Genomic DNA, 13,584 nt, shown 5'->3' with positions numbered 1-13,584 from the left:
TCTGTTGTCAGCCTTCTGCTTGCTGCGACTTACTTTCCGCTTCTCTCATCCAGAAACAGAGCATCTCATCTGCACGAAAGGTTACAGCTGCGAGTTGCCAGCCCTCCGCCCCCTTGGTGTTGAGGATATGCAGGATAGCATTGATATTGGGATTGGGAATGTTGTTGAAGAAGCATACTCCCGTATCCGTGCAGAACACAACCGGCTTTTCCTGCTCTGGGGGATAACCCAATTTCTCCCTTATCGCGAGAACCTGCTCAATGGAATATGAAGTGATGTCGTATTCCCATTTCTTCATCACAATGCCTCCATCGTAGTTGCCAGGACAACGATTCGCTTTGTCGCTTATCCTCCGTCGAACATGGGGAACTCTTGCTCGTCGAAGTACCAAACCCCCTTGTTCGTCAGATAGTCGTGCGTCTTTTGCAAGAAGACAAAATGCTCGTTTTCGAGTCTGGCCAGGAAGCGGAATACCTCTTTCCCTTTCGGATCGTCGGTTTCATTTGCGGCTTTGGCGTACAGATTGTACCCCATTTCCTCAAACTGCATCGCCATTTGCAATGCTTCTAGATCCGTGGCATTGTCCGGCAGGATCAGTGAGGCTTCCCTTTTATCAGGGAAGAGCTTGAGCGGTGTCTGCGGTTCGCAGACCTTGGCTTCATCTAGTTCCATCCATTCATCATCACTGCTGATCTTTTCATATTCCGCTTGCAATAGGCGCAAATGATTGATCTCATCATCAGCCAAGGTTTTGAACACCGCCGCGCCCATTGGATCCTGAACGCGCTCTGCGGCTTCCTCATAGAAGGCTTTGCCTTGCCGCTCCGCTTCCATGGCTTTTTCGAGCGCGGTGAGCGCTGCCATACACGCTGCTTTTTCCATTCACAACCTCCCAAGGTGTAATTCTTACAGAGTTTCGGTCTATGGTTTGCCTACCTTCTCAATCAGCCCAGCCCCCGTAACGCACCATAGATTCATAATTTGTCATCAGTAGGTCAAAGTGCAATCGTTCCTGGCTGGTGAGGAACTCGTACATTTCACGGGCTGCTGCGTCCGTTGAGACCTCGGCTTCGTGGCGATATTTGTCATAGCTTTTTGCCTCGAACTCAAGCGCCGTGATCAGAACTTCGGTCTCAGTGGGATCTGCATTGAGTACCTTGGGGAGTCCAGCGCGCCCTCGTGGAAAAATATCCTGGCTCAGATCGCATTTGGCGCCCTTGGTTTCGGGCAATTCTGCCCATTGGCTTGTTGAAACTAGGTTATCAATCTGTCGCTGGATGAGGCGCTCATGCATTGTTTCATCCCTAGCCAAGGAGAGAAACATCTCCTGAGCTTTCGCATCTTTGACTTTTTTGGCCGCCTCACTGTAAAAAGCTTGTCCTTCTTGCTCTAGGCATTTTGCTTCTTCCAAAGCCTTCAATGCACCATCAATCCGATTGTTCATTTTGCCTCCTTATTCATAAGTATTCTAAAGGGATAACTCGGTTTGGGTAAGCCGTCCTTGGCGAAGGAAAATCAACGCGACGCGCGAACCCGTGTGCAGCTTCTTGTAAATTCGCTCCAAATCTACTGCATTACGCACAGGTTGCCCGCCTATCTCGATAATGACATCCCCGACTTGTAAACTCGCTTTCTCTGCTAGAGAGTAGGGGGTTACTCGCCCTACGTATGCACCCTCTGTGGTTCCCGTAGCATCTGCTACTGCGACGCCCAGTGGAGGCTTACGGCTTTGCGCTTTGGCCAATGCTTCTTCTAAACGGCGTCGGTCAAATCCTACGATAACCTCGTCATCAATAGTGGTAACAGGCACGCCTTGTTGACCAGAAAGGCGGATCATACGGAGGGCTGCTTCCCGGTCGATACCGACATCGTATTCCTTAAACGGAATTCCTCTTTGCGAAAGGAACCCCTTCACTTGATAACAGTAAGGTCAGGTTTTGGTAGTATATACAGTTACCTCCATACGTATTCCCTCCTCACAGATATTCCTGCTTCAGTAGTTCGTATTCTGCCATTGGCTTCACACGAATGGGTTGTTTTACCAGCGGTCCGAGTGTCAATGCTGGCACCTGTTCCTCATATGCTGGGACGTCTTCCGTGCGGTAGATAATTCCGATGGGGATGCGCTCGCCCCATTCCTGCGCCTTGGCGAAAGCTGCCCCCTTATCACTGGAATCGTAATTTGGATCATCCTGCACTTTGTACACTCGTGGACGCAACCACTCATACGAGTACATGCGGTTGAAGGTTACGCAGGGTTGTAACACATCAATCAAAGCGTAGCCACGATGCTGCAGTGCCTCCTTGATAAGCCAGGCCAGGTGTTCCACATCTCCCGACCAACCACGGGAGATAAAAGTGCCGTTCGCTGCCAGGGCGATAGCTAACGGATTAAAAGGATGTTCGATAGCCCCTTGGGGCGATGTTTTGCTTACAAAGCCATGCGGGCTTGTTGGAGAGTATTGTCCCTTGGTCAGCCCATACACGCGATTGTTCTGCACAATGTCTGCGATGCCGATGTTACGGCGGACGGCACTGATAAAATGATTGCCACCCTCTCCATAGCCATCGCCATCGCCATGGGTACAGATAACCTTGAGCCCGTGATTGGCCAGACGCGCGCCAGTTGCAACTGCCAAAGTACGTCCGTGGAGGCTCAAATAGCCATTGGCGGTGGTATAGTCAGGGAGTTTCGAGCCACAACCTATGCCACTGATCAGGATCACTTGATGTGGCTCTAATCCTGATTCAACTAGCGCCTTCTTCAGGGCATTCCAGATGCCAAAGTTGCCGCATCCTGTACACCAAGTGGGACGCATAGGACTGAGATAATCTTTCAGGCTGACCATGGTTTATGCCACCTCCTTTAGGCGGGACAGGATGTATTCAGGCGACATAGGTCGTCCATCGTATTTGTTAATCAAGCCATCTATCTTGATCCCGGTATAGGCCCGCACTAACGTAGCCAACTGTCCGCTGTAGTTTTGCTCTACGCTGATCAGTTTTTTGGCTCCTCGCAAGGCTTGGCTCACTTTCTCAACAGGCAGAGGCCAGATATCCATGATTTGTACAATGTTGGCTGGCGTGCCTTGTGCATTCAGGATATCCACAGCTGAGCGCAGGGGGCCATAGGTAGATCCCCAGGTCAGAAAAGTGATTTCGGCTTGAGATGGGCCATAGTGCAGTGGTGCCTTCATTTCCGCTCGTGCTGTCTCCAACTTGCGCATACGTTTGTCCATCTGCTGAGTGCGGATAGCAGCATCCTCGCAAATTTGCCCGTACTCATCGTGTTCGTCGCTAGACGTCGAGTAGATTGCTTTAGGATGTCCGGGCAAAGCTCTAGGTGAAATGCCTGATGGGGTGAGGGCGTGGCGTTGATAGCGCTCGGTTAACTGATCCAATTCCTCGTCACTAAGAAGTTCACCACGGTCAATAGGAACATCCAGTTGCAGTGTGTCCAGCTCCAAAGCGCGTGGCGAGTGTGCTAAGAATGCATCTGAAAGGATTATAGCCGGACATTGATACTTTTCGGCTAAATTGAAGGCGCGGTAGGCAGCCTCAAAACATTGCTCGACCGTTCCTGGCGCGAGGATGATGCGTGGAAACTCGCCTTGCGCAGCATAGAGCATGAAAAGCAGGTCGCCTTGTTCATGGCGAGTAGCGTGGCCCGTTGCTGGCCCAGGTCGCTGTGCATTGACTACGACGATGGGGACTTCGGTCATGCCCGCCAGCCCCAGGGCTTCGACCATGAGGGAGAATCCGCCACCGGAGGTAGCTGTCATGGCTCGTATGCCCATCTGTGCTGCCCCTATGACCATATTGATAGCCGCAATCTCATCCTCGGCATGCTTGGTAACGATACCATAGTCCTTGCTATGGGTGGCAAACCATTCTAGGATAGGGCTGCCCGGTGTCATGGGATAGCCCGCAACAAACTTGCACCCCGCCATAAGTGCTCCCAGAGCCAGCGCTTCATTACCACTGATCAGCATACGAGGTTTTGCTTTTTGTGCTTGCAATCGGAATGTCAACGAGCTACCATATTTCTCTCTGACAAAATGGTAGGCGGCGGCTGCCACCTTAAGATTGCTTTCTACCACGGTGGGGCCCTTTTTCCCAAAGTTATCACGAATCACGCTGTTAATTGCTTCCAGGTCAAAACCACTTAACCCAGCAGCAGCGCCAGTTGCTGCTGTGTTGCTCATAACTTTATTTCCCCCTTCTTTCATAGCGATTTGGTTCAGGGGAACGGGAAAAGCCTGCACAAATCTTGCTGCCAGGGCTGCTGGGTTGATTTGTAGCTCTGGGTCGTAAATGACGCCGCCACCGGGGACAATCTCCTGCAAGTGTTCGGCAATGGCTTCATTCGTAAAGGCTAGCAAAACATGCACTTGCTCATCATGGGAGTAGATTTCGTGGTCTGCCACGCGGATCTGATAAAAATTGTGACCGCCACGGATGCGAGAGTGATAGTCCTGCAGGCCGAATACATACAGACCACCACGTACAAGTGCTTTGGCAAACCCCCTCCCGGTGGATTCTATTCCCTGGCCGGCTTCACCAGAGAATTTGAAGGTCATGTTGTTAACAGTTGCCATCATTGCACTACCTCTAAAAGTTTGTTAGCTACAGCAAAGCCAGTTTATGCTTTCCAACCGTAGTTTTTCTAGGAGGAGTTAGCCTTCTAACTGCACCTGCTGGCCACATTGGCTGCAATCAGCGTCGCATCCCACACTGAGGCGTATGGCGGTGCATAGCTGTAATCAAGTCGAGTTAGGTCGTCCACGGTCATCTTCGCATATAACGCAGCGGCGAGCACATCAATGCGTTTGGCCGCCCCTTGCGCACCGATTAACTGTGTACCTAGCAAGCGTCTGGAAGTGCGTTCCATGATCAATTTCACGTACAGTTCGGTTGCACCAGGATAGTAACGAGCGCGGTCTGTGGTGCGAATGGTGGCTGTGTGCACGCTGAACCCCTTCGCGGTGGCCTCTCTTTCGGTCAGCCCGGTGCGCGCTACCTCCAAGCCAAAGATTTTTGCCACTGCTGTACCTGCCACGCCTTCAAAGGTACAGCTCATGCCTGCTACATTCGCCCCAGCTACCCTGCCCTGTTTATTCGCCGTCGTGCCTAAGGGGATGTAGACTTTTTCGCCTGTTACGACATGGGTAGTTTCCGCACAATCTCCAGCGGCGTAAATGCTTTCTAGATTGGTACGCATATAATTGTCCACACCGATGGCCTTGCCTGCGCCCAATTTAACGCCAGCCCGTTCCGCCAATTGGACATTAGGGCGCACACCAATAGCCAGCAATACCAAATCTGCTGAGATTTCATTATGCTGCGTGACCACTTTTTCCACGTGATTTGCCCCTTCACAGCGTACCAAGCCATCGTTGAGCAGCACACGTACGCCTTGGCGTTCCACTTCGGCAAGCACCAATCTGCTCATGTCTTCATCCAAGTTCACCATGAGTTGCGGTGCCATTTCGACGATCGTCACGGGCAGATCAAGAGCACGAAAAGCCTCGGCCATTTCCAGCCCGATATATCCTCCGCCGATGATGACAACGTGCTTGGGGCGTTTTTCCCTAAGGGTCTCTTGCAAAGCCAACCCATCGTGCAGGGTGCGCAAAGTAAATACACCGTGGAGGTCAAGTCCTGGGATTGGGGGACGGAAAGACGTAGCACCTGTGGCGACAACTAGATAGTCGTATGGCAATCGGTATTCTTTTGTGTGCTCGTGGTCAATTACACGAAGGCTCATATCTTGTGGATTGATCTCGAGCACCTCATGCCGGATCCGCACTTCGACGCCTTGTTTCTGAAACTCATTGGGGCTACGCGCGATCAGTGCATCTGCGCTAGGAATAAGGCCTGAAATAAAATAGGGCAGCCCGCAAGCACCGTACGAAATGTATGAATCACGTTCAAGCAGGAGCACCTCCAGCTCTGGATTGGTCCGCTTGGCTTTGGCTGCAGCACTGGTGCCCGCGGCAACTGCGCCAATGACTACTAAGCGTTGATTTTTCGTCATGACATGCACCTTCGGACTGTTACAGTTTCAAGTTATTCCAATGCTCATAGTGCACCCGTTGCCGGTCCATCTTTTCGCCCGGTTCGTACGCCCTTTTCTCTTCGGCTGGGTGGCCAAAGCAGACCAGCGACACCACCTCGATATTTGCCGGAATCCCTGTGGTCTGGCGCAGGACCTGCACGGTCTGGTCCCACAATGCGCTTCCCTTGGAGCCAACCCAGGCTCCTCCTAAACCGAGCGTGGTCGCTGCTAGCAACATGTTTTCAATTGCTGCGCTGCCGTCCATCTCCCAGGTATCGGAGATCTCTGGGTTTGCGCATACGGCGATGACGAGAGGCGCTTCTTCGATGTAAGGACGCACGCGCAAAGCCTCAGCGATTTTAGTTTTGGTGTCATTGTTGCGGATAAGCACGTAATGGAGAGGGCGGCGATCTAACCGACTAGGGGCTACGCTGCCCGCCTCAAGTAGCGATTGTAGGTATTCTTCGCTGACAGCTTCTGGAGTAAACCTGCGAATAGTGCGTCGCGCTCTGAAGATCTGTAGATGGTTTTTCTTTGCCATGAAGGGCCTCCTTTTTAGGTAATAGTTGTATGAATAGCTCGTGCAGTTACCTGAACAGCCGAGTTCATTAGTTGCATACCATTAGTTTACGGACAGATAGCTCGTTATTCCCCGCATATAGCCTGTATTGTGACGTTGAACCTCCTGCATGCGGCTAAGCAATATCTCCTCACGGTTCAGGATGAGACACTCTTTCCATAAAAGGGCGGGTAAGGAAGGTATACTGAGCAATTCTTGTTTCTCTTCCATGGATACTTGCAGCGCAATTGCCATAAGATAGGCCAATTCAGTTGGGTCGCGTGGCGTGCTCTCAATGCGTATTGTAGTGCCCAGCACTTCACTGACCAGTCTGAGGTAGCGCACAAATGGGGCCTTTGCTTTGTTGGCTAGTCTTGCAGCTCCTGGCGATGTTGCACTCTCAAGTGGAAACAATTCCACCCGACCAACGATATAAGGCTCACTGTGCAGCAGATGCAAAACACGAAAACGATCCAGCCCCGCTGTCAGGATATCCATACTGCCATCTTCTAGTTTGTCAACATGGGTAATCAGTGCAGATGTGCCTGTCGTATAGACGGCCACGGCTCCTTCAGCCTCGGGGTTGGCCCAAACTATGCCAATCTGTCGATTGCTTTCCAAGGACTCCGTGATCATCCATTGATGGTTTTCTTCGAAGATGTGCAAAGGCAATGCCATCCCAGGAAAGAGCACCACATTTATTGGGAAAAGAGGGATGTCTAAGGTCTCTTCAGTCAAGTCTCTTCTCCTTATGAAACATCGTTCGTTGCCTGGCCAGAGGCTAACAGGACACCCAAGGCATAGGCCTCCTGAAGCATTTCTGGATGTGCAGCCACAGCTCCCTTCTCATCCACAGCATTGATGCACTGCATGCCAATCAATTTTGCATCTATAGTGCTCAAGAAAGCGCGTACAGTGTATAGCGTGCCGTCAAACTTGGTTTTGGGTGAGCCAGCCGTAGACAAGAAGATGGCGCGTCTCTTTTCACCTCCTGGTGGAGGCGGAATAGGCTGCTTGAGCACATACCGGAGCGCCCAGAGACATTGAAAACGGTCAATAAAGGCCTTGGTCCAGCCGGTAACGTTCATGAAAAAGATCGGGGAGGCCAATATAATGCCATCTGCACCTAGCGTCTTGTCGTAGAGGTACTGGTAATCGTCCTTCACGACACAACGGCCAGTCTCGAAGCAGCGATTGCACGCCATACATGGGGCAATCTTCAGACGACTCAGGACAACCTGCTCGACCTCAGCGCCCACGCTTTTAGCGCCCGCACTGGCCTGCTCTAACAGGGCATCGGTGTTGCCCCCACGACGAGGGCTGCCCGCTATTGCCAGTATTTTCATCGTTGTGCTCACCCCATCTCGCTATGCGAGTAATTTCTAAAGGATCTCCCGCCAGATGCTGTAGCGATCCCAATCCGGGTTCATAGCCAGGCGGTTGTATTCATCTTGGACAATAGAGCGATGACGCTGCTCTTCCTGTGCCAGGTTATAGAAGATATTTTTCGCTTCCGCGTCCTTGGTCTTCTGGGCGGCCATAGTATAGAAGTTGTAAGCCGCTTCTTCGGCTTGGATTGCCATGCGTAGCGCTTCGAGTGGCCTAGTTTTCTCTGTGACTTTTTCCAACCCGCCTGCTTCAATGCCGCCAAGCGTAGCAATAATTGCATCAGTGAAAGCTGGCAGGTCACTTGGCTGACGCGATGTAATCAAATTGCCATCCTGTACCACCTCTTGGTCTACCCAATGTCCTCCTGCATTGACCATGTCGTCCTTGATCGCAGAAAAAGAGGTTACCCTACGCCCCTTCACGATGTCAGCCGAAATAAGTACCCAACCCGCGTGACAAATGGCAGCAACCACCTTGCCCTGCTCGAATGCTTCCCGAACTAACTTCAGCACAGCAGGATATCTCCGCAAGCGATCGGGGGCATATCCACCGGGGATCACGATAGCATCTATGTCCTTTGCATTGACCTTGTCCGCCGTTGTATCCACTTCTACAGGATATCCGTATTTGCTCGTGTAGACAGAGGCACTACCTGTTCCCACTACCTGAACTTCCATACCTGTACCGCGCAGCCTGAGCAATGGATACCAAAGCTCCAATTCCTGGTACAAATCTTCAGCCAAAATAACAGCACGTTTTCCAGATAGATTGCTCATTTGTTCACCCTCCAATTTTGCGGTTGAGTTATGTATTCCATGGTCTATAAATTTGGTTGCTCGGCGAGCAAGCCATGTTTATCGCTGGCTATTTATGGTCCGATATGCATCATTTCATCGCCGAAATGAAACTCATCTGCATCGTAATAGCTAGGAAAGCGGGATACGAGTTCATACTCGGTTTCCAATAAATGGTGATGTCCTCGCTCCACATTGCTCAGGTAACGCAGCATTATGCGCCCCGTCTGGTCATTGGAGCGATCCGCTTCGCGCGCATAGAACTCTGCAGCCATTTGTTCAGCTTTCAATGCGAGTTGGAACAATTCCGGGACGCTTAAATCGGCGAGATTGGCTAACTGGATCTGAGGGACGGGGGATTTGGCCGGTAGTTGCAGCTCGATGTCTGGGAAGCGGTGGGAATAAAGGCTTTCCAGCATCTCGCGATGTTTCTCTTCTTCCTGGCGTAGGAAGGCTAGTTTGCTTGCTAGCGAGGTATTACGTACCTGTCCAACCATATAGGCATAGAGTGAAGCAGCTTCGATCTCAGATCTAATGGCTAAACCAAGTACTTCAAGCGCAGTCAGTCCTTCATTGAAAGCCATGTTCTCACCTCCTGGTAGGATATTGTACCGCAAAAGTGTGAAAAAAGCAAAAGAGGAGTAACTGTATCGGGTTTATCATGTTCAATTGCCAAGTGCCTTGATTGGATCGGTCAACTTTGGTATTGCGGCTGTCCGCACAGCCGAGAGTATATGGTTTTGTGAAAAAGGTGATTGATTATATTATCTGGTGCAGGTGGTGCATGAAGCGAGGCGAAAGTGCGCGAAAAAGCATAAGGCCGCTACATCTGCTAGCTGCTGCGAGCTTCCTAGCTGCAGCAATGCTCAATATATACGCGTGGTCAGTACCACAGCATGGTGTAGCAACTTGTGTGACGCCTGAACTATATCCCACCAATACTCTATTTGACGAACAGCTTTGGGCTATCTTGGGCCACGAGGCTTGGTACGTTGCTCATGGCTATCTGGATGCACCACCAGCCGCGGAAATCGAACCCACGCCAGTGCCGAATGGAGGCTTGCTGCCAATGTCCTATCCGAACCAACTTTACCTGCCCATAGCATTTCGAGCAATGCTCCAAGTCCCAACGCCCACTGCTACTCCAACGGTAGCATCTCCTGAGATAGAGGCGCGTGCTATTTGGGTCACCCGTTTCGACTGGACGTGCATGCTGCCGGATTGCCCTGATGGACAATTGCCCGGGCCAGATATAATCTGGCAGATGGTAGCCAATATAGATGCAGCAGGATTTAATATGATCCTTTTTCAGGTTCGCAGTCAGGGCGATGCTTTCTACACACCAGGACTTGAACCATGGTCAGCGCGACTGACAGGGACCTATACTGCCACTCTGGGGCAGAATCCCGGCTGGGATCCCCTTGCCACGTTAATCACTGCAGCACATGCCCGTGGCATTCAGGTACATGCGTATTTCAATGTATATTCCGTTTGGTCAGGGACAGCTGCACCACCTGATGATACCCAGCCGCTCCATCCCTTCTGGGTTTGGAGCCGTGCGCCAGGCAGTTCGTGGGCTTATTGGCGGCAATGGGATATGAACCATCAACCGATGCTGCTGAATGCGCATTATTTATGGGCCAGCCCCGGAAACGACTGGCTGGTTGAGAATCACCTCGTTGCCACTGCCGTTGACATCCTTACACGCTACGATGTGGATGGATTGCACCTGGATTTGGTGCGTTACGCTGGTGTGAACTATTCATGCGATCCACGCAGCGAAGAACGTTGGGGAGCACCGTGTTTCACAGAAGATGGTTATGCAGACTGGCAACGCGCACAGATCACACGCCTGATTAGACGAATATACCAAGAGGGCATCGTCCCATTGGATCGGCAAGCGCTGCTCAGTGCGGCAGTATGGTGGTTCCCACAGGATTTGTGGGGCATGGGCTGCGCTGGTGGTTATGACCGCTATTACCAGGACAGCCGCGGTTGGCTGAGTGAGGGCATAGTGGATGCTGAGATGCCCATGCTATATGGTTGCTCAGCCTTTGTGGGTGGTTCAGTTGGCGATGACAACTGGATCACGGTTATGCGCGATTGGTTAAGTCACCGTGCTAGCCGTTTCGTTTTCCCGGGTATCAGCGCGGATATGGACTGGGCCTCCATCGAAATGCGCATCAACGCTGAGCGCAGAGAGGCTGCGGCTATTGGCGCTGTTCCTGGACATGCGATTTTCTCTTACGGAATCGTCAACTCGCGTGGCTATTGGAATGCATTTGCCAGCGGCCCGTACAAACAGCGTGCGACACCGCCATGTCCAGCGTGGCATCCTTGAGCACATGGTTGCTCTGAAGTTCGATTACGAGTGGAAGGCAAAAGTATCTCTGAGGACGAATTGGCCCTGGCCTGCTTGACCAACAAAACGTCCATCGTCCACGATGACTTGGCCGCGCAACAATACCGTGCGAGGATAACCGTGCACGGTATGCCCCTCATAGGGGCAGTAATCTGCCCGTTGATGAAGTGTCTGGTAGGACAAGGTGACCTCTTTATTGGGATCATAGATGACCAGGTCGGCATCGGAGCCTACCGCGATAGTACCTTTACGAGGGTACAGGCCAAAGAGCTTTGCTGTCGCGGTAGCGCAGATCTCCACGAAGCGCCGTAGAGAAATACGTCCCTTGCCCACTCCTTCGCTGAAGAGCAAAGGCACACGAGTCTCGATACCCGGGGTGCCATTGGGGATTTCAGCGAATGAATTCAGACCGCGGATCTTTTGTGTCTCATAATACCAAGGACAGTGATCCGTTGATACAACCTGCACTTCGTTGTTCGCCAGTGCCAACCAAAGCACGTCCCAGTTGGACCTGTCGCGCAATGGGGGGGACAGCACGAACTTGGCTCCCTCAAAGCCAGGCCGCTCATAATCCTCTTGAGAGAGCAGCAGGTACTGGGGACAGGTTTCTGCATACACCTTCTGCCCGCGCAACCTTGCTGCCTGCACTCTTTCCAGCGTCTCCTGGCAGGTGAGATGGGCTATGTAGATGGGAGCATCTACCAGATCGGCCAGAACCGTCACACGATTTGCGGCTTCAGCCTCAACTAGGGGTGGGCGGCTAAGAGGATGGTATTTGGGGGCTGTTTTGCCTTGGCGCAAGAGTTCAGCTGTGAGATAGGCGATGGCATCCCGGTTTTCCGTGTGAACCATGGGCAATATGCCGCAATCGCGCGTTGCTGCAAGCAGGCGCAAGAGCTCTCCATCCTGCAGCCAGAGGCCCTCGTAGGTGGTATACAGCTTGGCACTTGCATAACCCTCCTTGGCCAACAAGGGCAACTGTACCAACGTCCTTTCGCTTGCATCGGCGAGGGTCAGATGAAGGGCATAATCCACTGCTACTTTTCCATCCGCTTGAGCGCGTCGTTTCTCAACTCCTTCGAGCAGGTCATCTCCACGGTAGTTCTCTGTGAAATCAATGACTGTGGTTGTTCCACCGCAGGCAGCAGCGATCGTGCCTGTGGTGAAATCGTCGCTCGACGTGAGGTCGCCAATAGCCATCTGCAGATGTACATGCGGGTCAATAAAGCCGGGGAATACATAGAAGCCACTGGCATCAATGTACTTGTCGCCTTCAAGTCCTGGCTCAATAGCAGCAATTTTCTCGCCCTGAATGCCAATGTCAGCCACCAACGTGCGCTCGGCAGTAACAATCGTACCATTTCTGATGACGCAATCCATGTTGACCTCCATGAAGATAGGCTACATAAAAGCAGGGTACCGAGGTCGGCACTCCCCGATACCCTGCAACTTATGAATCGTGGGGGAAAGGCTTTATGGATCCCAACACCAGTTCCACCAATAGCAGGGGTAATAATAGGGCCAGCAACGATAGTAGTACCAGCATTGGGTTGGTGGATAGCGTGGTTGGGGTGGCGGAGCAGTCCAGCCACAGGAAGCGGGGATACACAACACCTGCCCTATCCGAATGTAGTTCGGATTAGCCAGTCCGTTCACCTGAGCAATCGTATAGGGATTGACGCCGTATAAACGGCCAAGGGCAAAAAGCGTCTCGCCCGGCCTGACGACGTGCCAGCGGCTGCAGTCAGCCATAACGGCTGTTGCCCCCACGATCAATTGCAAAACTACCAGGAGCGCAAAGACCAGCAACCCTTTTCTGATCATCCTTTTCATTGTCCCCTCCTTCTGGATTGCTCGACGGCACACATTTCTAACTGACGAAGTGTCAATCGAAACGCGCCATCAGCGCGGTTTTAAGGGATGTACAACCTCTGTCCGATGTAAATCAAGTTGGGATTCCAGACGCCATTAGCCTGAGCTATCGCCCACACCGTGGTGCCGAACCGCCAGGCAATAGCGCTCAGGGTGTCACCTGGCTGCACGATGTAGATACGCGGCGTTGGCCCAGGGGTAGGGCCTGGTACCGGAATGAGCAGGATCTGTCCAGCACGGATATAGTTGATATTCCAAATGCCGTTTGCCTGAGCAATAGCCCATATGGTCGTTCCATAGCGCAAGGCAATGCGCGTCAGATTCTCTCCCCGCTGTACTTGATGATAAATGGGATAGCCTGTCGGTGCATAAGGAGTAGGTGGCATAGGCGGAGCAGCGGATGGCACAGGTGTGGGCGGTGGGGCAGCCTGAACAGGTAAGGCGCTCAGACAAAGTAGGACGGTCGCCATCAGTAGGCTCAATATCCTAAAGCGCAGCAATTTCGCGTTCATTTCTTAAAACCTCCTTCATTCAGGGTCATTGGAGGATA

General features: G+C 52.1%; 16 protein-coding genes. 1 reads left to right on the top strand and 15 read right to left on the bottom strand.

The genetic code is table 11. The features are described from left to right. Nucleotides 1-7: 7 nt before the first annotated feature. The 12 genes from H5T67_01630 to H5T67_01575 all read right to left on the bottom strand — a co-directional run bounded on the left by H5T67_01630 (nt 8) and on the right by H5T67_01575 (nt 9,384). Entirely contained in the window at nt 8-298 is a 291-nt protein-coding gene (locus H5T67_01630; protein MBC7244019.1) for a hypothetical protein, read from the bottom strand. 47 nt (nt 299-345) lie between these two features. Beyond that, nucleotides 346-882: a ferritin family protein gene (locus H5T67_01625; GenBank protein ID MBC7244018.1), complete on the bottom strand. Its 537-nt coding sequence runs from the start codon at nt 880-882 to the stop codon at nt 346-348. Between the two features lie 58 nt (nt 883-940). Continuing rightward, nucleotides 941-1,444 (bottom strand): hypothetical protein, encoded by a 504-nt coding sequence (locus H5T67_01620; GenBank protein ID MBC7244017.1) that lies wholly within the window; start codon nt 1,442-1,444, stop codon nt 941-943. Nucleotides 1,445-1,468: 24 nt separating this feature from the next. Then, nucleotides 1,469-1,915, bottom strand: coding sequence for a PDZ domain-containing protein (locus H5T67_01615; GenBank protein MBC7244016.1), 447 nt, complete (start codon nt 1,913-1,915; stop codon nt 1,469-1,471). 61 nt (nt 1,916-1,976) lie between these two features. Beyond that, complete coding sequence (locus tag H5T67_01610; GenBank protein MBC7244015.1) at nt 1,977-2,849, bottom strand: 2-oxoacid ferredoxin oxidoreductase; 873 nt, start codon at nt 2,847-2,849, stop codon at nt 1,977-1,979. A 3-nt stretch (nt 2,850-2,852) separates the two neighbouring features. Further along, nucleotides 2,853-4,601 carry a 2-oxoacid:acceptor oxidoreductase subunit alpha gene (locus H5T67_01605; protein ID MBC7244014.1) on the bottom strand — a complete coding sequence of 583 codons (1,749 nt, stop codon included), beginning with the start codon at nt 4,599-4,601 and terminating at the stop codon, nt 2,853-2,855. Nucleotides 4,602-4,684: 83 nt separating this feature from the next. After that, nucleotides 4,685-6,037, bottom strand: a complete 1,353-nt coding sequence (locus tag H5T67_01600) for a CoA-disulfide reductase (GenBank protein ID MBC7244013.1) — start codon at nt 6,035-6,037, stop codon at nt 4,685-4,687. A gap of 19 nt (nt 6,038-6,056) precedes the next feature. Beyond that, entirely contained in the window at nt 6,057-6,599 is a 543-nt protein-coding gene (locus H5T67_01595; GenBank protein ID MBC7244012.1) for a nitroreductase family protein, read from the bottom strand. An 81-nt stretch (nt 6,600-6,680) separates the two neighbouring features. Next, nucleotides 6,681-7,355 carry an LON peptidase substrate-binding domain-containing protein gene (locus tag H5T67_01590; GenBank protein ID MBC7244011.1) on the bottom strand — a complete coding sequence of 225 codons (675 nt, stop codon included), beginning with the start codon at nt 7,353-7,355 and terminating at the stop codon, nt 6,681-6,683. Nucleotides 7,356-7,366: 11 nt separating this feature from the next. After that, entirely contained in the window at nt 7,367-7,963 is a 597-nt protein-coding gene (locus H5T67_01585) for a flavodoxin family protein (GenBank protein MBC7244010.1), read from the bottom strand. Nucleotides 7,964-7,999: 36 nt separating this feature from the next. After that, nucleotides 8,000-8,782: a DJ-1/PfpI/YhbO family deglycase/protease gene (locus H5T67_01580; protein ID MBC7244009.1), complete on the bottom strand. Its 783-nt coding sequence runs from the start codon at nt 8,780-8,782 to the stop codon at nt 8,000-8,002. Between the two features lie 92 nt (nt 8,783-8,874). Then, nucleotides 8,875-9,384, bottom strand: coding sequence for a ferritin family protein (locus H5T67_01575; GenBank protein ID MBC7244008.1), 510 nt, complete (start codon nt 9,382-9,384; stop codon nt 8,875-8,877). A 329-nt stretch (nt 9,385-9,713) separates the two neighbouring features. On the opposite strand from H5T67_01575, the gene H5T67_01570 reads away from it, so the two are divergent. Continuing rightward, the gene (locus H5T67_01570; protein MBC7244007.1) at nt 9,714-11,141 is read left to right on the top strand and encodes a family 10 glycosylhydrolase; all 1,428 of its coding nucleotides are present in this window, start codon (nt 9,714-9,716) and stop codon (nt 11,139-11,141) included. A 24-nt stretch (nt 11,142-11,165) separates the two neighbouring features. Here the strand turns inward: H5T67_01570 and hydA are convergent, their stop codons facing one another. The 3 genes from hydA to H5T67_01555 all read right to left on the bottom strand — a co-directional run bounded on the left by hydA (nt 11,166) and on the right by H5T67_01555 (nt 13,546). Then, on the bottom strand, nt 11,166-12,554 hold the full coding sequence (gene hydA / locus H5T67_01565; GenBank protein MBC7244006.1) for a dihydropyrimidinase: 1,389 nt from the start codon (nt 12,552-12,554) through the stop codon (nt 11,166-11,168). Nucleotides 12,555-12,635: 81 nt separating this feature from the next. Further along, nucleotides 12,636-12,995 carry a LysM peptidoglycan-binding domain-containing protein gene (locus H5T67_01560; protein ID MBC7244005.1) on the bottom strand — a complete coding sequence of 120 codons (360 nt, stop codon included), beginning with the start codon at nt 12,993-12,995 and terminating at the stop codon, nt 12,636-12,638. A gap of 80 nt (nt 12,996-13,075) precedes the next feature. Continuing rightward, on the bottom strand, nt 13,076-13,546 hold the full coding sequence (locus H5T67_01555) for a LysM peptidoglycan-binding domain-containing protein (GenBank protein ID MBC7244004.1): 471 nt from the start codon (nt 13,544-13,546) through the stop codon (nt 13,076-13,078). Between the last annotated feature and the right edge of the window lie 38 nt (nt 13,547-13,584).

Source organism: Chloroflexota bacterium, assembly GCA_014360905.1.
Lineage (GTDB): Bacteria > Chloroflexota > Anaerolineae > UBA2200 > UBA2200 > JACIWX01.
This window is presented reverse-complemented; position numbering and strand designations above follow the sequence as displayed.